Annotated in this window: 19 protein-coding genes and 1 other RNA gene; 11 read left to right on the top strand and 9 right to left on the bottom strand. The window is 42.8% G+C overall.

Annotated elements, in window-relative coordinates; all coding sequences use genetic code 11:
* Positions 1-38: 38 nt before the first annotated feature.
* The 3 genes from trpC to RTL34_RS00455 all read right to left on the bottom strand — a co-directional run bounded on the left by trpC (position 39) and on the right by RTL34_RS00455 (position 2,760).
* A complete protein-coding gene (trpC, locus tag RTL34_RS00465; RefSeq protein ID WP_095355597.1) occupies positions 39-860 on the bottom strand; it encodes an indole-3-glycerol phosphate synthase TrpC in 822 nt (273 codons plus the stop codon).
* A 15-nt stretch (positions 861-875) separates the two neighbouring features.
* On the bottom strand, positions 876-2,006 hold the full coding sequence (gene trpD / locus RTL34_RS00460; RefSeq protein WP_099807886.1) for an anthranilate phosphoribosyltransferase: 1,131 nt from the start codon (positions 2,004-2,006) through the stop codon (positions 876-878).
* A gap of 151 nt (positions 2,007-2,157) precedes the next feature.
* A complete protein-coding gene (locus RTL34_RS00455) occupies positions 2,158-2,760 on the bottom strand; it encodes an anthranilate synthase component II (RefSeq protein WP_312113728.1) in 603 nt (200 codons plus the stop codon).
* Between the two features lie 493 nt (positions 2,761-3,253).
* Here RTL34_RS00455 and glnA point away from each other — a divergent pair, with 493 nt between their 5' ends.
* The 5 genes from glnA (at position 3,254) to RTL34_RS00430 (ending at position 8,054) form a co-directional block, all read left to right on the top strand.
* Positions 3,254-4,663, top strand: coding sequence for a type I glutamate--ammonia ligase (glnA, locus tag RTL34_RS00450; RefSeq protein ID WP_065252507.1), 1,410 nt, complete (start codon positions 3,254-3,256; stop codon positions 4,661-4,663).
* 146 nt (positions 4,664-4,809) lie between these two features.
* Positions 4,810-5,562 (top strand): DUF4124 domain-containing protein, encoded by a 753-nt coding sequence (locus RTL34_RS00445; RefSeq protein WP_312113726.1) that lies wholly within the window; start codon positions 4,810-4,812, stop codon positions 5,560-5,562.
* Positions 5,563-5,630: 68 nt separating this feature from the next.
* The gene (locus tag RTL34_RS00440) at positions 5,631-6,269 is read left to right on the top strand and encodes a 4'-phosphopantetheinyl transferase family protein (protein ID WP_312113724.1); all 639 of its coding nucleotides are present in this window, start codon (positions 5,631-5,633) and stop codon (positions 6,267-6,269) included.
* A gap of 272 nt (positions 6,270-6,541) precedes the next feature.
* The gene (locus tag RTL34_RS00435; RefSeq protein WP_007116878.1) at positions 6,542-6,754 is read left to right on the top strand and encodes a cold shock domain-containing protein; all 213 of its coding nucleotides are present in this window, start codon (positions 6,542-6,544) and stop codon (positions 6,752-6,754) included.
* 118 nt (positions 6,755-6,872) lie between these two features.
* Complete coding sequence (locus RTL34_RS00430; protein ID WP_138019113.1) at positions 6,873-8,054, top strand: DEAD/DEAH box helicase; 1,182 nt, start codon at positions 6,873-6,875, stop codon at positions 8,052-8,054.
* A gap of 82 nt (positions 8,055-8,136) precedes the next feature.
* Here the strand turns inward: RTL34_RS00430 and RTL34_RS00425 are convergent, their stop codons facing one another.
* Positions 8,137-8,475, bottom strand: coding sequence for a septal ring lytic transglycosylase RlpA family protein (locus tag RTL34_RS00425; protein ID WP_065263503.1), 339 nt, complete (start codon positions 8,473-8,475; stop codon positions 8,137-8,139).
* Positions 8,476-8,815: 340 nt separating this feature from the next.
* Positions 8,816-9,176: a transfer-messenger RNA gene (ssrA, locus tag RTL34_RS00420) on the bottom strand.
* A 280-nt stretch (positions 9,177-9,456) separates the two neighbouring features.
* Here ssrA and RTL34_RS00415 point away from each other — a divergent pair.
* Positions 9,457-10,254, top strand: coding sequence for a hypothetical protein (locus RTL34_RS00415; protein ID WP_076774216.1), 798 nt, complete (start codon positions 9,457-9,459; stop codon positions 10,252-10,254).
* Between the two features lie 47 nt (positions 10,255-10,301).
* Here RTL34_RS00415 and RTL34_RS00410 read toward each other — a convergent pair whose 3' ends face one another.
* From RTL34_RS00410 to ilvA, 3 genes are all read right to left on the bottom strand, one after another.
* Positions 10,302-11,051, bottom strand: coding sequence for a YebC/PmpR family DNA-binding transcriptional regulator (locus RTL34_RS00410; RefSeq protein WP_060994896.1), 750 nt, complete (start codon positions 11,049-11,051; stop codon positions 10,302-10,304).
* Positions 11,052-11,196: 145 nt separating this feature from the next.
* Positions 11,197-12,540 carry an ABC1 kinase family protein gene (locus tag RTL34_RS00405; protein WP_312113714.1) on the bottom strand — a complete coding sequence of 448 codons (1,344 nt, stop codon included), beginning with the start codon at positions 12,538-12,540 and terminating at the stop codon, positions 11,197-11,199.
* Between the two features lie 201 nt (positions 12,541-12,741).
* On the bottom strand, positions 12,742-14,292 hold the full coding sequence (ilvA, locus tag RTL34_RS00400) for a threonine ammonia-lyase, biosynthetic (RefSeq protein ID WP_312113712.1): 1,551 nt from the start codon (positions 14,290-14,292) through the stop codon (positions 12,742-12,744).
* Positions 14,293-14,516: 224 nt separating this feature from the next.
* Here ilvA and rpiA point away from each other — a divergent pair, with 224 nt between their 5' ends.
* Positions 14,517-15,206, top strand: coding sequence for a ribose-5-phosphate isomerase RpiA (gene rpiA / locus RTL34_RS00395; RefSeq protein WP_007116871.1), 690 nt, complete (start codon positions 14,517-14,519; stop codon positions 15,204-15,206).
* 132 nt (positions 15,207-15,338) lie between these two features.
* On the opposite strand, the gene phbB is transcribed toward rpiA, so the two are convergent.
* Positions 15,339-16,112 (bottom strand): acetoacetyl-CoA reductase, encoded by a 774-nt coding sequence (gene phbB, locus RTL34_RS00390; RefSeq protein ID WP_050324287.1) that lies wholly within the window; start codon positions 16,110-16,112, stop codon positions 15,339-15,341.
* A 579-nt stretch (positions 16,113-16,691) separates the two neighbouring features.
* Here phbB and glnE point away from each other — a divergent pair.
* The 4 genes from glnE to RTL34_RS00370 all read left to right on the top strand — a co-directional run bounded on the left by glnE (position 16,692) and on the right by RTL34_RS00370 (position 22,350).
* Positions 16,692-19,514 carry a bifunctional [glutamate--ammonia ligase]-adenylyl-L-tyrosine phosphorylase/[glutamate--ammonia-ligase] adenylyltransferase gene (gene glnE, locus RTL34_RS00385; RefSeq protein ID WP_312113711.1) on the top strand — a complete coding sequence of 941 codons (2,823 nt, stop codon included), beginning with the start codon at positions 16,692-16,694 and terminating at the stop codon, positions 19,512-19,514.
* Positions 19,515-19,600: 86 nt separating this feature from the next.
* A complete protein-coding gene (locus RTL34_RS00380; RefSeq protein WP_007116868.1) occupies positions 19,601-20,545 on the top strand; it encodes a branched-chain amino acid transaminase in 945 nt (314 codons plus the stop codon).
* Positions 20,546-20,639: 94 nt separating this feature from the next.
* Positions 20,640-21,467, top strand: a complete 828-nt coding sequence (locus tag RTL34_RS00375) for a hypothetical protein (RefSeq protein WP_007116867.1) — start codon at positions 20,640-20,642, stop codon at positions 21,465-21,467.
* 10 nt (positions 21,468-21,477) lie between these two features.
* Positions 21,478-22,350 carry a glycosyltransferase gene (locus RTL34_RS00370; RefSeq protein ID WP_312113704.1) on the top strand — a complete coding sequence of 291 codons (873 nt, stop codon included), beginning with the start codon at positions 21,478-21,480 and terminating at the stop codon, positions 22,348-22,350.
* The last annotated feature ends 19 nt before the right edge of the window (positions 22,351-22,369 follow it).

Genomic DNA, 22,369 nt, shown 5'->3' with positions numbered 1-22,369 from the left:
ATGAAACGCCCTAACATCAATTATTTAACTTGGCTATTTTACGCATTTTGTTGTGATTGTGCCAATAACTTTGCTAAAGTACTACCTGCATCACCCGTTTTCATAAACTGCTCACCAATCAAAAACGCATAGATGTCATGGCCCAGCATCAATTTTACATCCTCTGCCGAATGAATCCCGCTTTCTGTCACCAGTAAGCTATCTTGTGGAAACAGTGTTTTTAGGCGTAGGGTAGTGTCCAAACTCACATCAAAGTTATGTAGATTGCGATTGTTTACGCCATACACGTTTTGACGATGGGCGGGCAAGCGTAACGCACGTTCGACTTCTATTTCATCATGACACTCAATAAGTACACTCATGCCAAGTTTTAACGCCAATTCATGCAGCTCAGCGACTTGCGCATCCGATAAACACGCCATAATCAGCAAAATGCAATCTGCCCCAAGCGCACGTGATTGCAAAATGTGATACGGCTCAATCATAAAATCTTTGCGTAGCACAGGTAGGCTTACCGCTTGGCGCACTTGCAATAAATACGCATCCGAGCCTTGGAAATAATCCGTGTCCGTCAATACCGATAGGCAAGCGGCACCCGCTTGTTCATAGCCGACTGCGGTGGCGACAGCATCGAAATTAGGGGCGATGATGCCTTTGGATGGCGAGGCTTTTTTGACTTCCGCAATGACACGGATACCCGCTTTGCGCAAACTGCCGGCAAAATCACGGATGTCTTGGCGGTTCGTTGCGGCAATTTGCTCAAGGTCGTGCCAAGATTGTTGTTGTTTGGCTTTGGCTAGTTCTTGACGTTTGGTGTCGACAATTTTTTGTAATACCGAGGGGACTGCTTGATGAGGCATGGTTTTTCCAAAAATTTAATGAGAGGTGAATTGCTGAGTAAAGCTTGCTAATGCTGCCATTTTTTGCAAGGCTTTGCCACTGCTGATGATATCTTGTGCTATGGCTACGCCTTGTTTTATGGTATCTGCTTTACCTGCTACATAGATGGTCGCACCAGCGTTTAAGGCAATCATATCCGCTGCTTTTTTGGCGATGGGGGTTTTATTGGGATTGTTAGCCAGTGCTTCGCGGATGAGCGCTAGGCTTTGTGCTGGACTGTCAATGATTAAGCCTTTAAGCGTTTGCGATTCGATACCAACATCTTCAGGTTCGATATCATATACGCTGACTTTGCCATCTTTAAGTTCAGCCACATGGGTATAAGTCGCCAATGAGATTTCATCAAGGTTATCCACTGAGCCGACGACTAGCACATGCTCGGCGCCAAGATTTTTGAACACATTGGCAAGCGGTTCGCACAGTGAAGGATTAAATACCCCAATCATGGCATTTTTGACGCCCGCTGGGTTGGTTAAAGGTCCCAAAATATTAAACACCGTGCGCGTTTTTAGGGTACGGCGAATGGGCATCGCATGTTTCATTGCCACATGGTGATTGGGCGCAAACAAAAAACCAATACCATGGGTTTTAATCGACTGGGTAATCTGCTCGGTATTTAACGCCAAATTAATACCCGCTTGCTGCAGCAAATCGGAACTGCCCGATTTGCCGGAAACGCCGCCATTACCATGCTTGGCGACATGACAGCCAGCTACTGCTGCGACCATAGTAGCGGCGGTAGATACATTAAACAAATTTGCGCCATCGCCCCCTGTACCCACAATGTCGACGACATTGGGCACATCCGACAAATCCACTTTAATCGCAAGCTCCCGCATTACTTGGGCGGCGGCGGTGATTTCTTCAATGCTTTCACCTTTCATACGCAGCGCGGTGAGCAGCGCGCCCATCATGGCATCGGGGCATTGACCTTGCATGATGGCTAGCATGACGCCGCGCATTTCTGCATAGGTCAGGTCAATGGTATTGATGGCACGATCCAGCGCGGTGGTAAGTAGTAGTTGGGTTTGCTCTGGGGTTAATGGTTGGTTGTTTTCAATAGCCGTGGTAATGTCACCAAGATAAGGCGTTACAGTATGGGTCATGTCAGTCTCGTATGAGTTTTATGGCTTACACTTTATATATCATTGTACTAGTATACTATAACAAAGCCAGGTTTTAAAGCCAAGTTTTAAAGCCAAACTTTAACCCGCAAAACTCAATTACCCCAGTCTAAGGGTTAGCGTTTTGATAGTTTTAATAGTCTTCATAGTTAGCTAAAAAATTTTTCAAAATCGTATAGCCATGCTCACTCAAAATAGATTCTGGATGGAACTGCACCCCTTCAATCGGTAATGTTTGATGCCGAATGCCCATCACAGTAGGGGACGGCAGAGAATTATTTGGGTAAATATCATCACACCATGCGGTAACCTCTAGGCAAGCAGGTAAACTGTCTGTCGCAATCGCTAAAGAATGATAGCGAGTGGCGTTAAAAGGTGAGGGAAGTCCGGCAAAAATCCCTTGATGGTGATGAAAAACTTGCGACACCCGCCCATGCATAATCGTTGGGCATCGAATGATATTGGCGCCAAATGCTTGCCCAATGGCTTGATGACCCAAGCAAACGCCTAATATAGGAATAATGCCGGCACAGTCTTTGATAAAACTCAACGTATTGCCCGCATCGCTTGGCGTGCAAGGTCCGGGACCAATGACCAAATAATCAGGATTTAAACGAATGATGTCTTCACTGCTGCAAGCATCATTGCGCCAGACTTCAACGGGTTGTCCCAATTGCTCAAAATACTGCACCAAGTTGTAGGTAAAACTGTCGTAGTTATCAATAAAAAGTAGCAATCCAGAAACCCTATCATGTAATTATTGGACGATGGTTAGCCGATGAAAAAACTTCACCATTATTTTAATCAAGTATTTTATCACAACCATTCTACAAGTGACTGAAACCGAATAAGTGAAACAGAGTAGCAGAAAGCAATGTTAATGATTTTCACTAAAATAGTTAAACACATATTTTATGCACCATAAAAGTGAATATTAATGAAGTTCTAATTAAAATAGTGCAATTCTTGCAGCCGCATAGCCATTTGACGGCTAGATAGAAGGATAGTAACGTGAGGCAACTTTATAATCCAATCACTGCTTAAATAACTAATTGAATTATATATAAAAATTTAATGTTTGGCATGATAGCGCAAAAGTTGGCACATAACTTGAAAGTTTAAATTCAACAAGCACCACTTTGTTTATCTCTTGTCACAGCACCGAAAAGAGTATAAAGTGGCGTAACGTTTTTTTAATCATTTTTTGCGTAAGTAAAAGGAAACGAGCAATGTCGAATAAATTTTTAGATTTAATCAAATCTAGCGAAGCAAAGTGGGTAGATTTTCGCTTTACCGACACTAAAGGTAAAGAGCAACATGTAAGCTATCCAGCTGACAGCATGGACGAAGACATTTTTGAAGAAGGTAAAATGTTTGATGGTTCATCAATTGCTGGTTGGAAAGGCATTGAAGCGTCAGATATGATTTTGATGCCAGATGCTGATACAGCATTTGTCGATCCTTTCTTTCGTGAAACGACAGTTGTTGTGACCTGTGACGTTATCGAGCCATCAACCATGCAAGGTTATGACCGTGACCCACGTTCAATCGCGCGACGTGCCGAAGAATACCTAAAATCAACGGGTATCGGTGATACCGCATTCTTTGGTCCAGAGCCAGAATTTTTCGTATTTGATGATGTAAAATGGTCAATCGACATGTCAGGCGCCCGTCACACCATCTCAGCTGATGAAGCCGCTTGGTCAACCGATAAAGAAATGGAAGGCGGTAACTATGCGCACCGTCCACGCGTCAAAGGCGGTTACTTCCCAGTACCACCCGTTGATAGCTCACAAGATATGCGCGCTGATATGTGTGCCGCGGTAGAAGCGATTATGGGTGAAGGTCGTGTTGAAGTCCATCACCATGAAGTTGCCTCTTGCCAGCTAGAAATCGGTGTATCCTTTAACACGCTAGTTCGTAAAGCAGACGAAGTACAACAGTTCAAATATGCAGTACACAACGTTGCACACGAATATGGTAAGACCGCGACCTTTATGCCAAAACCAATGGTTGGTGATAATGGTTCAGGTATGCACGTTCACTTGTCAATCCAAAAAGATGGCAAAAACACCTTTGCCGGTGATGAATACGCAGGGCTGTCAGAAACTGCTTTATACGCAATCGGTGGGATTATCAAACATGCTCGTGCATTAAATGCCATTACCAACCCATCAACCAACAGCTACAAACGCCTAGTACCGCATTACGAAGCGCCTATTAAACTGGCTTATTCAGCGCGTAACCGCTCAGCGTCAATTCGTATTCCATACGTGGCAAGCCCGAAAGGCAAACGTATCGAAGCACGTTTCCCAGACCCAGCAGCCAACCCTTACCTTTGCTTTGCCGCATTGTTGATGGCAGCGCTTGATGGTATCCAAAACAAAATCCATCCAGGTGAAGCCGCAGACAAAAACTTGTACGACCTTCCACCAGAAGAAGAAGCATTGATCCCAACAGTTGCGGAGAACTTGGAAGTTGCGCTTAAAGCGTTAGAAGACGACCATGAATTCTTAACCAAAGGTGGCGTATTTACCAAAGAAATGCTTGACGCTTACATTGCCTTGAAAAAAGAAGAAGTAGAGCGTTACAACGTATCAGTTCATCCAATCGAATTTGATATGTACTACAGCTGCTAATAAGTTCGCTTTTCAAAAAACCCAACTTCACATTAAGTTGGGTTTTTTTATGTGAAATTTTTAGTTTAATAGGCAAAATTATTTAGGGATTGATTATCAAGCTTGCTAAAATATGCACAATAATGGGTTTTGAGGGGAAGGCTTAAATGATTTTGACAAAATATAGTACCAATAATAATAGCGATTTACGGTATAGCTTGATACTCACGGCTGTCGTGTTATTGTTGTCACAGTTAAGTCATGCTGAAGTGTACAAGACGACCACCTCAGAGGGTCAAGTGGTATATACTGATAATATTAATACCGCTTATCAATACAATAAAAACAGCAAGAGTATCAGCGTATTAGATAAATTGCCTACCCAATCACAAGTATCTTCGACGACGACTCAACCGGCAACGACATCCACTAGCTTGAACAATGAAGTTGATAATGCAGCGAGTACGGCTACTGACAATCGTTTGCCTGATAGTTTAGGTGATAGCTTAACTGATCGCTTATCCACCCAATCCATCTCAGCGAGCCAGCAGGGCGATTATGTATTAAACATTGTATCGCCTGAAGCCGGGCAAACGCTGCGACGGGGAAGTCAACCAATTGAGGTTAGCGTTGCTTTGACGCCGAGTTTAAAAACAGGGGATAGAATCGTCTATCAACTCAATAACCAAACCTTAGCGACCATAAAAGACACTAGCTATACTATTGCAACTACCACGCTCGATCCTAACCCTTATACCATTACTGTAAGTGTTGAAAACGTCTTAGGGGAAGTCATCGCGCAAGACACTCGCGCTATCACTCTCATCAGTAATAATGTACTGTATCAAAAAAAACGTAAAGCGATTGCGGAAGCACAAAAGAAGAAAGCCAATCAACCTTGGTATAAAAAAATACTTTAATACTTTAATACTTTAATACTTTAAGCTATCGTTAAATTTGCTTATACCATAAGGCACTACCATAACCGATGCAGCTTTATCCAATCGAAAACCATAGCTGGGTGGCTATTGATATTCACCATAATTTGGGTGAACAGACTACCTTATTAACCCATAAAGCAGGGTCGATGTCTTGTCGTCAATTGCTAAAAAACCTACAGCAAGCGCTCAATGTGACAGGCGAGTTAATGGAGGCAAACTTTCCTTATCATTTTATAACCGCTAATGGTTACATTTGGTATGTCAGTTTTAGCCATAGCCGCCAACATGCCGCAGTATTGATTTCGCCCTATGCCAATATCGGCATTGATGTTGAAGACAGCGCAATTAGTCATCAGGTTGCTTCGCGCTTTTTTTCATTCCATGAATATCAATGGTTGAATCAAAAGCCTGCAGTCAATCAAGCAGTTTTACGAAACCTACTATGGCGACTTAAAGAATGTGCCATCAAAACCCATCAGAATGCCGATAAGCAATTAATAAAAGAATTAAAGCATGATGTGCTAGATGAATTGGGTGAGGAAGTTATCAGGCAACTTATTGGCGCCGATGAGATACAAGCTAAAGATAAGGCTAAAGATAAGCCGATACAATGTGTGCAAACCGACGCTAAAATAGTTGGCAATTTTAGTAGCAAACCCTGCAGTTTTATTATCGTAAACCGTTAAATAAGGCTAAAAAATCGCTGTTTAAAAAAATAACCAATTCTTACGAAATTACTTTTTTTTGTAAAACACCCATGCTATGATTGCTATAAGAACAATTTACTATGTAAGCGACATTGTAGAGAAATGTTTTAACAAACTATTACAAACGCTTAACTAGTACATAATTTAGCAGGTGTAGGTAGTGAGTAGTTAAACTTAAATAGGCTTAACTAGTCTTGGTTAAAAAACTACTTTAAAAACCTACCATTAATAGTGTTAAAGGAAGTTATAATATGTCAGTTCGTGAACAAGGCATTGTAAAATGGTTTAATGATTCAAAAGGTTTTGGATTTATTCAGCGTAATAGCGGTGAAGATATTTTCGTTCATTTCCGCGCGATTCAAGGTGACGGCTACCGTTCACTTCAAGATGGTCAAAAAGTTGAATTCATCGTGGTTGAAGGTCAAAAAGGTCTTCAAGCTGAAGAAGTTACCAAAGTCGAATAAGTTGAGCCAAAAAGGGGTTGAAGTATTATTTTTGACCTTTTTGCAAACCAAGTTGATGTCATTAACTTGGTTTTTGTTGTTTCTCATAGCCAATGATTGATTGGTCAAAATAGGTTAAATCTCTGTGTTTCAAACTTTCTCACAATTACCCCTTCATCCAGCGCTCAAACAAGCGATTGACCAACTAGGCTATCAAACGCTGACCCCTATCCAAGCGCAGATATTGCCCAATACACTTGCTGGGCAAGACGCCATTGGTCAGGCGCAAACGGGTACAGGTAAGACAGCAACGTTTTTACTCACCATCATCAATGAATTGCTGAATAATCCTCTAAACCCTGAGGTTGATGGCGATCGTTTTTTGGGTGAAACCCGTGCGCTGGTGCTCGCGCCGACTCGAGAACTGGCTCAACAAATTTATCAAGATTGCCTTGAACTCACCAAGTTTACCAAGCTGCATACTGTTTGTTTGCTCGGTGGCACAGACTATGACACGCAATCAAAGCAGCTTCATCAAAAGTTTGTCGATATCATCATCGCCACCCCAGGTCGTTTAATTGATTTTTGCTTTCAGCACCATGTGTATCTCGATCGTCTTGAAATTTTGGTATTAGATGAAGCGGATAGAATGTTGGATATGGGATTTATACCTGATATCAAACGGTTGATTCGTATGATGCCCGCCAATACGCATCGGCAAACCCTGCTTTTTTCCGCTACTTTTAACCAAGATGTGATGAATCTGGCTTATCGCTGGTTATATCAGCCTATTTTTGTAGAAATTGCGCCCGAGCAGAAAACCAGTCAAAACATCGAGCAGCTGTTTTTTACCTTGATGGAATCGGATAAGCTGGCGGCGTTACAGCAAATTATTGAAAAAATTTCTCCCAATAAAATCATTGTCTTTGCCAATCGTAAAGACCAAGTCAAACGCCTGTATGACAAACTTAATCGTCAGTATAAAGTAGTGATATTGTCAGGGGATGTCATACAGGCCAAACGCGAGAAGTATTTGGCACAATTTCGTCAAGGCGATGCCAATATTTTAGTGGCTACGGATGTCGCAGGGCGAGGTATTCATGTGGATGATGTGGCTTGTGTGGTCAATTATACGCTGCCAGACAGTCCTGATGATTACGTTCATCGTATCGGTCGCACCGGTAGGGCAGGCAATAAAGGCATGAGTATTAGCTTTATCAGTGAAAACGACGGGTTTAACTTGCCGGCTATCGAGCAATACTTGGATGAAAGTATCAAAATGCAGCAATGGTCGAATGATACGCGTTTTTTAGAGGATTAAATTTTTTAAGTGATAAAACATGAAGGGCGCTATCAATCAATAGCGCCCTTTTTTACGGTAAAATACATTAATAAAAATAACGCTATAATCTAACGATATCGACTTTAGCAAGGCCGTTTGAAAGATTAGCAATTCTGCTAAAAGCACCTTTTGACAAATCTAGCGTACGGCCATATTTGCCGAACCCGCCTGTGTCAGTCACGCGTACCACTACACTTTTGCCGTTGGCTTTGTTGGTAACTTTGAGCCGGCTACCTAATTTGTGCACGTTGCTAGCTGCAGTCAGTGCATGTTGATTGAATTTCTCGCCAGATGCCGTGGTGCGACCATGATGCTTGCCACCATACCATGAAACAACAGCAGCGTTGGCTTGCTGGGTGACTAAAGTAGTAACAAACAAACTGGCAATGATATATTTCATCGGATGTTCCTTTTATCAATTAAAGCGGTCAATAATCTGACTACTTAAAGGTATCAAGGGGCATTTCCCGTGATTTACATATTAAAAACAAAGTAATATTGTTTAATATCACTTAAGGGATGTGTATTCTAATTACAAAGTTATGTTATTTCAAACAATTTATTGTAAACAAAATCTTTAATATCGGATATATTTTGCTAAACATATAAGTTGTGTAACTATATCGGCTAGTTTTTCTAACCTGTTGATTTTGTGTAAAAATGCTATCTTGAGTCGCTAATTGGATATAAAAAATGCAAAAAAAAGAGAATGCAAGTTATTGCATTCTCTTTTTTACATATGGTGGAGATGGCGGGAGTTGAACCCGCGTCCGCCAGCACTACGCCCATGACTCTACATGTTTAGATTCTGTCTATGGCTTTAATGGTTGGCGAACCGACAGTCAGGATGCCAACCACGAGCCTCTTAAGTTTTGCTCAAATTGGCGAGACAACAATTTAAGCTATCCATCGTGCGTTCGCTTCAAGGAGAGCAACCAGACCAATGGCAATCTGTGCCGTCCCAAGCAGCCCTTAGGCTGCTAGAGCGTAAGTTTCGTCGTTTGCGACTAGTTTAAAATGTATATTTTATTTACGAGTGGACATACTCACTCGACATGCATCATTGAGTTTCATTACCAGCGTCGAAGCCAGAACATCCCCAAATGAACTGTTAATTATATAAGGTTAGTAGCTTAAAATACAAGGCTAAACGTCATAATAATTAGGTAAGTTACTAAAAACACACACAGCTTTTAAAACTGTCCAAATTATTGTCATGCATTTGACGTATTGACCTGATAAGCTGAGGTGTTGAAGTAAGTAAAATTTTTTTGATATATTTTTAGTCAAAGAAACAATAGGCTGGGTAACTTAGAATAGGTAAATTAGACTGAGCCATTGAATAAGCTAATCAGGTAATTAATGAATGGCAGGTAGCTGAATGGCAAGTAGCAAAAAAAATTCGCCAAGCATCATACGGATGTCGCAAAATCAGCTCAAACGCCAGCGTGAATGGGTGTATCTGGTACATTTTTTAGCCATGCTGCATTTACATCCTGCCAAAACCATCTCGGGTACGGATGATGGTAATGAGCCTGATTTTACCTGTATTTTTTATTGTGACAAAGGTGAATATAAAATTGGTATCGAATTAACCACTTTGCCAAGACTACGCGATAGACTCGGTAATGACAATTTAATGTTAAAACGTTGGTACTGGCAGTCGCTGCTACAGGTGTCAACCAAATTTACACCAACGCGGTTTAATGGTGCGGGCGAGATAGTAGGTATCAAGGCTAATTGGGCCAATTGGGTCAATTGGCAAAAGATTGATAACCGTAACATTTCGAGTATATCGCAGCAATTTATCGAGCCATCGAGTGATTTACCACATCCTACGCTCAGTAGTAAATTACAAAACGGTATTGCCAAAACCATGCGTTGGTTACCCAGTGCGTTTTTTACCGATATGGCAGATGAAAACGAAGATTTACCGATTGATTCCTACATCAATCAAAGTGATATTGATGCGGTGATGAGCAAAAAAGCGCATAAAGTCCAAGCGTACCACAAAAAAAGAGCGTTGGATGAAATCTGGTTATTGATTCATACCAATGAACAGCAAGAAAAGGGCGTATTAACTTTTGATACAAGTGAAGCCTTGCATCACGGTAGTGAGTTTGATCGAGTGTTTTTAACCTTATATCCCACCACGACACTGCTACAAATTGCTCAATAAAAAAGGCTAAATCTACATTTAGCCTTTTTTATACTGAAAAATTTCATTTAATCATCAAGTTGTTCCATGACATCATCAGTAAAGTTGACGTTGGTATAGACTTCTTGCACATCGTCCAAATCTTCTAGCATATCAATCATTTTCATGATTTTTTTAGCGTCTTCGACATCAGTGACATCTGCCATGGTTGAAGGGGACATGGTCACTTCTGCGTTGTCGGATTTTAAACCGGCTTTTTCTAAGGCATCCATCACGTCACCGAAATTCTCTGGCTCAGTGACCACTGTGATGCTATCACCGTTATTTTCAATATCGGTTGCCCCTGCTTCAAGCGCGACTTCCATGATGGTGTCTTCTAGCGAAACATCATCAAAGGTAATTTCACCGCGTTTGCTAAACATATAAGCCACTGAGCCTGATGTACCCAAGTTGCCACCATTTTTGCTAAAAGCGTGACGCACTTCGCCAACAGTACGGTTGAGGTTATCCGTCATGGTCTCGACAATCACCGCAACACCGCCCAAGCCATAGCCTTCATAGGTGATTTCTTGCATGTTGTCATTATCACCGCCGCCTGCACCACGTTCAATCGCCCGCTTTACCGTGTCTTTGGTCATATTAACTGAGTTGGCTTTTTCCACCGCCGCACGCAAACGTGGGTTACTCGCTGGGTCTGGGTCGCCTTGTTTGGCAGCAGAGACCAGCTCACGAATGATTTTGGTAAAGACTTTACCTTTTGCCGCATCTTGTTTGGCTTTACGGTGTTTGATGTTTGCCCACTTGGAATGTCCGGCCATGAGTGTATCCTTTATCTAACTATCTAACGTAACAATCTGGTTTTCAAAATTTTGCGTGCGCTATTATAAACGAGCAACCCCGATTTTTGATAGGGGGTTGCGCCTATGTTATCGCAGGAAATGTTATTGAAAGTTAAAATCAAACCTAAGGGCGAGACGAATCATCAGGTCGTGGCAATGTCGGCAAATCAATGTAGCGGTGTATCAACTCACTTAAATCAATTTTTACTTTTAAATTGACCAAGTTCCAATACTGTCCAGAAATGGTTCTATCAAGCATCATGGTAAGTGGGGCAGGTTGAAAGCTTTGCCAGTATTTAAGCGACTCTTTTGCTTTGGCAATTGCTTGAAAATGGGTCTGGCTGGTGGCAAAGTCGTAAGGCGCGTGTTTGGATAAATCAAACAATTGCGTAAAACCATACGGGGTCAAACCAATCTGCAACCAATCGTTATAAAAGTCTGTGGGCAGTGGTTCATCATTGTCTTTTTTGATGCCAATGCTGACCAAATCTTGCTCAAGCGCTGTGACATCACCGCTTAAGCAATGGATTGCAAAGCGTTTAAATAACGCAACTTCGTCATGGCTGTAAGATTTGATACCACCAAAGTCATAGGCAATGACCGAGCCATCAGGGCGAAACGCAAAGTTACCGGGATGGGGGTCACAATGCAGACGATACAGTTTGAACAATTGACCGGCACTAAAATCAAATAGGCGAGTGGCGATTTTTTGTTTGATGTCATTGTCCCAAGTGGCAGCCACTTCAAGCTTTTCACCCAGTTCTTGTGATAGGGTTAAAATCCGTTTGGTCGAATGGCTATGAAAAACTTTGGGGATAATCAGCCCATCATCCTCACTGTGAAAACTGCCAAAAATTGCCAAATTATGGGCTTCTTTGGTGTAGTCAAGCTCGTCATACAGGCTATCACGGATTTCTGCAAAGATTTTATCTTGCAAGGTTTTATCCATATTGAGCACGCCAGTTATCTTAAGCGCCAAGCGAACGTGTTTTAAGTCACTATCGATACTGGTATCAACGTCGGGGTATTGCACTTTGACTACGACTGCTTCACCGGTTGGCAACACCGCTTTATGGACTTGACCGATAGAGGCTGCCGCAAAGGGTGATTGATCAAACTGGGCAAACAACGCCTCAATCGGTTGCCCCAATTCTTTTTCCACCTGCTGTTTGATGACGGCAAACGGCATGGGCGGCGCGTCTTTTTGTAATTTCTCCAGCGCTTTTGAGACTTCAGGGGGAAACACATCTTTATACTGCGAGGCAATTTGACCGACTTTCATTACCGCGCCTTTCATTTCGCCTAAGGTGTCGGCGATTTGCAGCCCTACGGTTTGCAGCATTTCGCTACGGGCTGTGAGTTTATCTTCTTCAGAGCCTGCAAAAGACTTAATAGAATTTTTGGCTGCTTTCCCTGCGATACTGGCAGTCATACCCGCAAGTTTTAAAAAACGTTTTTTTGATGACATAGTAATTGTCTTATAGCAGAATTTTTTAATTAATTTATCAGGTAAATTATAAAGTTTTAAGTATTGAGATTAGCAGAAAATGGCTATTTTTGCTATGTACTGTGCTGAAATTTAGTGAATTTTGTGCATAGCTTGGCATAAAAAACTTGGCACAAAAAAAGGTGCCACGATGACACCCTTTTTATCCAAATCATTAAAAAACTATTGTAAAAATAAGCGATAGCCCAAGTTATCGGTGAGGTTTTCGCACTCATAGCCAATGTCTTGCAGCTTAGCAAGTAATTGCTCGGCGGTTTGCTCACCCATTTGAATGCCCGCTAAGATACGCCCTTCAGCCGCCCCATGATTGCGATAGTGGAATAAAGAAATGTTAAACTGTGAGCCCAATTTTTCAAGGAAGTTGAGCAGCGCGCCAGGACGCTCGGGAAATTCGATGCGAAATAATTGCTCGTCTTTTAATCCCGCGTGTCCGCCGATTAAATAGCGAATATGGGTCTTGGCAACTTCATCATCGGTCAAATCAATCGCGGCATCATCGGCTTCATTGAGTAACTGGTGGATTGCTTTGCGCTCTTTTTCCCCTTCTTTGAGGGCGATACCGACAAAAATATTGGCAGCGTGATGGGCGTAGTTGGGGTTGGTGTTGATGCGGTAGTTAAATTCGGTGATGTTGCGACCTTTAAGTGAGCGGCAAAAATCCAAAAAGGCGCCTGTGCGCTCAGGAATGGTCACCCCAAAAATCGCTTCTTTTTTCTCACCAATTTCGGTACGTTCAGCGATATAGCGTAACCGGTCAAAATTCATGTTGGCACCACATAAAATCGCCACACAGTTCTTGCCCTGTAGATTATGATCTTCGATGTATTTTTTCATACCCGCGACTGCCAACGCGCCTGCAGGCTCGACGATGGTGCGGGTTTCATCATACACGTCTTTAATTGCCGCACACACTTCATCATTGCTACAAGTGACCACATCAGGCTCGACCACGGGACCTGAGTTATCGCTTTTTGGCATACGGCAGACGTCAAACGGTATTTCACCCAGCTGCGCGACTGCCACCCCATCGACAAACAACCCCACTTGGGGCAGACGTTTGCGTTCGTTAGTGGCTAAAGCAATTTTTAAACAGGCTGCTTCTTCTGGCTCGACCGCCACGACTTTGACATGCGGTGCGACTTCCCCCAAAAACGCCGCGACACCTGAAATTAAGCCACCGCCACCAACGGCAACAAACACATATTCCATTTTACGCCATTGTTGTACTAGCTCCATGGCAATGGTACCTTGACCTGCGATGACCAGTTCATCGTCATACGGCGGGATAAAGGTCAAGCCATCGGTTTGGGCGCGTTCAATCGCATAGCGGTTAGATTCATCAAAACTATCGCCATATAGCACCACATTACCGCCCAATGACTTGACGGCACTGACTTTGATATCGGGGGTGGTGGTCGGCATCACGATAATGTTATTGAGTCCCAAGCGGCTAGCCGAGAAGGCAACGCCTTGCGCGTGGTTGCCGGCAGAGGCACAAATCACGCCTTTGGCTTTGTCTACATCGCTCAACTGGCTAATTCGATTGTAGGCACCCCGCAGCTTAAAAGAAAACACTGGCTGAAAATCTTCACGTTTAAAACGAATATCGTTGTTAAACCGTTCACTGAGTTTTTTGGCGGGTTCAAGCGGCGTTTGAATAGCAGCATCATACACGGTCGCTTGAAGGATAAGGCGTACCCAATCTGATAACATAATAATGACCTAAGTTTGAAAAATACGTTTGAAGATTTATTTTTACCCTCTGTGTGCTTTCATAACCAAAACACAGCAAATCGTTAGAGAAGTAAAAAATAAGTGATTAGATTAGGACTTTAGGGTTTAGCTTGCAAGTGCTTTTACGGTAAAATAAGTTGGGTAATTGATAGCATTAAGTTTTCTATCTGTTTTTTTGATAAATTCCTAACAAGGCTGGGTCTATGAGTACGATGAATGCAAGCACGCAACAACAACAAAAACAAGCCGTGGCAGCAGACGCGTTAAAATATATCGAATCAGGCATGATTTTGGGCGTGGGGACGGGCAGTACCGTCAACTGTCTCATTGAATTATTGCCAAAAGTTAACCTAAAGGGCGCTGTGGCAAGCTCAAAAGTCACCGAAGATAAGCTCAAAGCGCTCGGTATTGAGGTGATGGATTTAAATTTCACGGGCGAGTTAGACTTATATATTGATGGTGCTGATGAAGTGAACGAGCACTTACAGCTAGTCAAAGGCGGTGGCGGCGCTTTAACCCGTGAAAAAATTGTTGCCGCTGCTTCTAAGCAGTTTATTTGCATGGTTGATGAAAGCAAATGGGTGCAGCAATTAGGCGTTGGCTTTCCACTACCGATTGAAGTATTGCCGCAAGCGCGCTCGTATGTGGCGCGCGAGTTGGTTCAGCTTGGCGGTGAGCCGGTATACCGTGAAGGATTTGTCACCGATTATGGCAATTTGATTTTGGATGTTTATGGCTTAGATATCGGCTTGGACATTGAGAAGGTAGCAGCGTTTGAAGCAAAATTAAACAATATCGTAGGGGTGGTGTGTAATGGGCTATTTAGCGCACGGCGCGCTGATATCTTGCTGATGGCAACGGCAGATGGCGTAAAAAAATTAACAGCCAAGTAAGTTACCAGCAAGTTAACGGTTATCAGCAATGTCGTCATACCACAAAAAAGACCAAGTCACGATGACGGGTCTTTTTTAGTTCATAACCAATTTAGTTTATAACCGCTAATGGCAAGCTTGATGGCAAGCTCATTAGTGCATGTATTGACCGCCGTTTACGTTGATGGTCTCACCTGTTATATAAGCAGCGCCATCGCTGACTAAATACATCACGGCAGCAGCAATTTCTTCCGGTTGGGCGATACGACCCATTGGAATGCCTGCTTTGATGCTTTCCATCACTTTTTCCGGCACCGCCATCACCATTTTAGTACCTGTATAACCCGGTGCAACCACGTTAACGGTCACCCCAGATTTAGCGCCTTCTTGTGCCAACGCTTTACTAAAGCCGATGATACCCGCCTTGGTGGCTGAGTAGTTGGTCTGACCAAACTGACCTTTTAAGCCATTAATTGAGCTGATACTGACAATACGCCCAGATTTTTGCTCAAGCATTTTGTTAAAAACAGGTTGGGTGACCGTGAATAGTGATTTTAAGTTAGTATCAATCACCTCTGACCATTGCTCATAAGTCATTTTTTTGAAAGTCGTATCACGGGTGATACCTGCGTTATTTACCAACACATCAATGTGACCTGCTTTTTCAATTGCATCAAGAATGGCTTTGGTGGCGGCTTCATGGTCGGTGAGATTGGTTTCAACAAAGGTGAAATCGCTGCCATTCATGCCTTCTTCTTTTAACCAAGCTTCGCCGCGGTTGACCGTGCTATCCGCTTTGTGGGTGTAGGTTGCAATGATGTGATAGCCAGCTTGGATTAGCGCATGACAAATAGCAGTGCCAATACCACCTAGCGCACCTGTTACCAGGGCAATTTTTTTATTTGCAGTTGGGTTGTCCGTTGTCATCACAGTACGCTCCTTGTTTGTTGTGATTGTTGGTTGTACTAAAAAATTCAATGATTAAAATAGTTTATAAGATAAATGTGTTTTTTTTACAATTGAACATGCGGCTAAAATATCACTTACACGCGATTGATATCAGGGTCAAAAAAAAACTATAGACCGAATATTCACATAAATTTATTGAATTTTACTTCCTTGTTTTTTTCATCATATATGAAAATTTGATAACTACCAATATTTTTTACGTTTTTATTTCTATGACAAACATTTTGCTACGCGCAAACGAGTATTTATAAGTTTGTGTGCTAAAAAAATTTGCAACAATAGCGGTTTGTGCTAGGCTATAAGGATAACTTTAAGCAATGTAAGGTTGAGCAAAATACCCTGTATCAACTGCAGTTAATCAAGCCTAATTGCTAAATTTCTTTCCTGATGGTACACACTTGGCTTAATTGTGCAAACTTGATTGGACAAGATTGATTGTATCGATACGCAAGCGTGAATGCTTAGTACTTATATATACCACGATGAGATGAGTCTGTTTATTTAGTCTGTTTATTTATTTGCCATACGGAAATTAGAATGCCGCAACTCTTACCGACGATAGAACAAATCGCTGTATTACAGCAAGCTAGTAATTTTGGCTATCAGTATTGGCAGACTAAAACAAACGTTGCACAAAGCTTTTTAAAAAGCTATCCGCTTACCCAAACGCTCGATGTTCAACATATCAAAGATTTAATACGCGATTATACGCTGGATGAAGATTACCAATTGGCGGATGAAGCAAGCGTGATGCGGGGGCTGCGTCATCTACGCAATTTGTTGATGGTGCGCTGGATTTGGCAAGATGCATTAAATCTGATTAGTCTAGAGCAGCTGACATGGGAGCTATCAAAATTTGCTGATTATTGTCTCATCTTTGCCAAAGACTATGTGTATCAAGATTTAATCAGTCGCTATGGCGAGCCGTATTTTTTTGATGAAAAAAATAAACCACACAAGGATGATTTAGCCATCATCGCCATGGGTAAAATGGGGGCAGAAGAGCTCAACTTATCCAGCGATATCGATTTGATTTTTGTCCATCAAGGGCAAGGTGAGACGGTGGTTGACCCGTTAAAACAACAAGGGTCAAAAGCTGCTAAATCCATCGATAACAAGAAATTTTTTACCAAGTGGGGTCAAGGCATCATTAATCTGCTTGATAAAAACACCCAAGATGGTTTTGTATTTCGCATTGATATGCGCCTGCGTCCTTGGGGCGATGGCAGTGATTTGGCAATTCATTTATCGGCACTGGAAAAATATTTTGCCCAACATGGACGGGCGTGGGAGCGATTTGCTTGGCTAAAAGCCAGAATCGTCAACCCTGTCACCTTTAGCGATAGCTTAAAAGCCCTTATCAAGCCGTTTGTATTTCGTTATTATGTCGATTATAGTGCCTTTGCCGCCCTACGTGAGATGAAATCGCTGATTCAAAACCAAGTCGAACAACGTCAAGATACGGACAATGTCAAGCTTGGGGCAGGTGGTATCCGTGATATTGAGTTTATCGTGCAGTCGTTTCAGTTGATTTATGGCGGGCGTGTCAGTGATATCAAAGTAAAAAACTGCCTACAAGCGATGAGCCAATTAGAAAAACATGGCTTTATCGATGCTGTGACCCATGAGCAATTGGCACAAGCCTATCGTTTTTTACGCAGATTGGAGCATGGTATCCAAGCCATCAATGATGAACAAACCCAGCGACTACCACAAGATGCCATGCAGCGACATCAGCTTGCCCAAGTGTTGGGGTTTGCTGATTGGGCGGCATTGTTAGCCAAACTCAATGAATACCGCCAAACGGTAAAAATACCTTTTGATGAGCTGGTCAGTGATCGCCAACAGTCTGATGAACAACTGCAAGTGGATCATCAGCACAATTTATCTGAGCTTGAGCAAAAATTAAGCGCTGACAATAAAGATAAATTAAGCCAGTTTTGGCAAAGTAAGCTCATCACAGGACTCAGTGAAGAAGCCAAGACTCGCTTAAATGCCGCCTATCCGATTCTAATCAATGGGTTGTTACATTCCGATTTAAGCGAAGATGCAATCAATGTGGCGTTACCTAGAATGTTGACATTGCTAGAGGCGGTAAGTCGTCGGTCAATTTATTTGGTCATGTTTGCCGAAAACCCAACGGCAGCCGCCAAATTGATTCCCATGTTGGCAGCAAGCCCTTGGATTGCGAGCGAATTGGTCAGTTATCCTGTTTTGCTGGATTCATTTATCCGTGAAAAATACCGTCATTTACCTGATAAGGCAGAACTTAGTGACATCTTGCGTCAGCAGTTGTTACGGGTAGAGCCTAATGATGAAGAAGGGCTACTCAACGCCTTTCGTTTTTTCAAAAAAACCCAAGTCTTGGCAGTGGCGGCGAGTGATGTGTTGGCGGATAGACCGTTGATGAAAGTCTCTGATTCACTCACCTTTATCGCTGAAGTGGTGCTTGAAAAAGCGTTGCAACGGGTATTTGGTGAATTGGTAAAAAAACATGGCTATCCTGTCAATGCCCAAGGCGAGCCTGTGAGTGAAGCGCATAATGGCTTTGCGATTATCGGTTATGGTAAGCTTGGCGGACTTGAGATGAGTTATAGCTCAGATCTTGATCTTGTGTTTATTCATGACATTGATGAAGAAGCGATGACGCTCGGTGAAAAACCCATCAGCGGTATGAAGTTTGCCGCACGCCTAGCCCAAAAACTGATGAATTATTTGACCACCCAAACGCGCGATGGCCGTGTCTATGAGATTGATATGCGCCTGCGTCCTTCGGGTCAAGCGGGTATGATGGTGGTTTCTACCCATGCGTTTGAACTTTACCAAATGCACAAAGCTTGGGCGTGGGAACACCAAGCGTTGGTTCGCGCTCGTGCGATTTGTGGCGATAACCGCGTGATGACGCGATTTGACCAAATTCGTAAAGAAGTATTGTGTCTGCCGCGCGATAAAGATAGTGTCCGTATCGAAGTATCGACCATGCGGCATAAGATGCAAGACCATTTGGGCAGCAAACCGCATACCAAGCAGCAAGGGTTGTTTCATCTGAAACAAGATGCAGGCGGATTGGTTGATATTGAGTTTATTGCCCAGTTTGCTGTCTTGGCGTATGCCAATCGTTATCCTGCGTTGGCAGTTTGGAGTGATAATGTGCGTATCTTTGAAGCGCTTGCCAAAACAGGTATTATCGAAACCGAAATATGCCAACAGCTAACGCACGCTTATCTTCGCATCCGTAGTATGACGCATCGCTTGGCTTTGGCAGAGCAGCCGATACTGGTGGATGAAGCCCAGTGGCATGAGCTGCGTAATTTTGTTGATGCGCAATGGCATCGCTTAATCGGGCAACGACCAGAATAGATGTAACATCAATTTTTATTTAAACAAAGCACTTTTTATCTCAAACAAAAAACTTTTTATTTAAAACAAAGCACTAGGAGTAATCAATGGCAACAATTCCCAGCATGGCAGACCGTGATGGTTTTATCTGGATGGACGGCAACATGGTAGACTGGCGTGATGCCAAAATCCACGTATTAACCCACACACTGCACTACGGGATGGGTGTATTTGAGGGGGTTCGAGCCTACAAAACCCATGATGGACGCACGGCGATTTTTCGTCTAGAAGATCATACCCAGCGCCTGCTAAATTCCGCTAAAATTTTCCAGCTTGCTGTGCCCTATTCGTATGAAGAAGTGTTACAAGCACAAAAAGCCGTGGTACGTGAAAATAACCTTGAATCGGCATACCTACGCCCATTGATTTGGGTCGGTTCTGAAAAATTGGGTATCGCTGCCAAAGATAATAGCATTCACACTATCGTTGCCGCTTGGGTTTGGGGTGCTTATCTGGGTGAAGAAGGCATGGCAAAAGGTATCCGGGTAAAAACCTCAAGTTTTACCCATCATCATCCAAACGTCACCATGTGTAAAGCCAAAGCCGTCAGCAATTACCCAGTATCTATCATGTCAAACCAAGAAGTCACCCGACATGGCTATGATGAAGCGGTATTGATGGATACCCAAGGCTATGTTTGTCAAGGCTCAGGGGAAAACTTATTTTTGGTCAAAGACGGTGAGCTGCATACCCCAGATTTGTCAGGGGGTGCATTGGACGGCATTACCCGTCGCACGGTGATACAGTTTGCACAAGACTTGGGCATCAAAGTGCATGAGCGTAGAATTACCCGTGATGAATTTTATATCGCGGATGAAATCTTTATGACAGGTACTGCTGCCGAGATTACCCCAATTCGTGAATATGATGACCACGTCATTGGCTGCGGCGCGCGTGGTGAAATCACCGAAAAACTGCAAAGTCTATTTTTTGATGTGGTGCAAGGCAAAAATGATAAATACGCGCATTGGCTCAGCTACGTGGATGAGTAATCGGTAAAATTGTAGATAAGTGAAAATAAAAGGATAGTTATGTTAAAATGACTATCCTTATTTTTTGAAAAATTATCGGTACTTTGGAAGTGACATGACAACATCGAGTGCAACCACCCCGCTTAAGCAAATTATTTGTATCAAATGGGGCACCAAATATGGCGCAGATTACGTTAATAAACTCTATGGGATGGTAAGCCGTAATATCACCCCGCCGTTTCGTTTTGTCTGCTTTACCGACAATACCGATGGCATCCGTCCTGAAGTAGAATGTCAGGATTTGCCGCCCAGCGATATTGTGATGCCTACCAATACCCTTGGTAAATGGCCTAAGTCACGGCTTTGGAATGCACAGCTTGGCAATGTCACAGGAACAGTATTATTTTTAGATCTTGATGTGGTCGTAGTGGGTAGCCTTGATGATTTTTTTAGTTTTGGTGATGACGATCAGACAGTTTTATCTTATAACCCAAGTAACCCCTTAGAGAAGCTAGGTCAAACCTCGTGTTTTCGCTTTAAAGTCGGTAGTTTGGTTAGTTTGCTAGAAAAATTCCGTGCCGATCCACAAGGGGTGGCGGATAAATATCGCTTTGAGCAGCGTTTTGTCACTCGCAATGCACCAGGCGGGGTTAAGCTTTTTCCAAAAGAGTGGGTGGTGCATTTTCGCCGCAAATGCCGCCAGCCATTTCCGCTAAATTATTTTATCCCGCCAAAACTGCCTCATGATGCACGCATTATTATTTTTCCTGGCGATTTGTATCCGCAAAATGCGATTGCAGGGCAATACAACAAAAATTCTGCCGATAATGCCAAAGACCATTTGGCGCAATTATTCACCGCTGAAAAAATCAAAAAACCGATTTCGCATTTACGCCATTTTATTTTGCCGACTGATTGGGTGGCAACGCATTGGCGAGAATAGAGGATAAACTATGGCGAACTTAGACCAACCTATCAAAATCTTTATCGGCTGTGATCCTAATAACAGTGACCTTGAGCAGATGATGGTGCTAGATTATAGCTTGCACAAACATACCAGCGAGCCTGTCGAGATTATCTGGATGCAGTTAAGCCGTGACCCAAGTAGCGTATGGTATTCCAATCCGCAAACAGGTGAGGGCTGGCATACCGAAAAATGGGCGACCCCGTTTTCGGGCTTTCGTTGGGCAATCCCCGAATATTGTGGCTTTAGCGGACGCGCAATTTATATGGATGCCGATATGGTGGTGTTGGACGATATCGCTAAATTGTGGCAGCATCCGATATCCGATGATGCGATTCTTGCGGCTAAAGGCGATGGCGATTTGATGCGACTGTGCACCTGCGTATGGGATTGCCAAAAAGCCAAGGATTATCTTGAGCCTGTGGCACAGCTACAAGCCGATCCTGAGAGCCATAGCAAAATGATGGCAAAATTTAAAGCCAATCCGCAACTCATACAGCTCTACCAAGACAGCTTTAATTGTGTGGATGGCGAAGATTTAGCGATTGAGGATATTCGGATTTTGCATTATTCCGACATGGGAACGCAGTTTAGCCATAAATATTCCTTACCGCGTTTACAAGCCGAGGGCAAAACGCATTGGTTTGATGGGCAGATTTTGCCGCACCCTCGTCAAGATTTGGTTGAGCTTTTCGATACCTATTATCAAGAGGCGATACAAGCGGGCTATAGTATTGAAAACTATCGCACTACGCCGTTTGGTGAGTTTCCGAAAAAAAAGCATAAACGCTATAAGGGCAATGTCATTACTCGTACACCAAAGGTCTCAAGTTGGTTACAATCAATTTTTCAAAAATCTTAATTCTATATTTGGGTAAATA

Origin of the sequence: Moraxella sp. CTOTU47915 (genome assembly GCF_031986685.1) — a bacterium.
In the GTDB taxonomy this organism is placed as follows: domain Bacteria; phylum Pseudomonadota; class Gammaproteobacteria; order Pseudomonadales; family Moraxellaceae; genus Faucicola; species Faucicola tetraodonis.
Note: the sequence above shows the minus strand (reverse complement) of the source record. Positions and strands in the feature narration are given on the sequence as shown.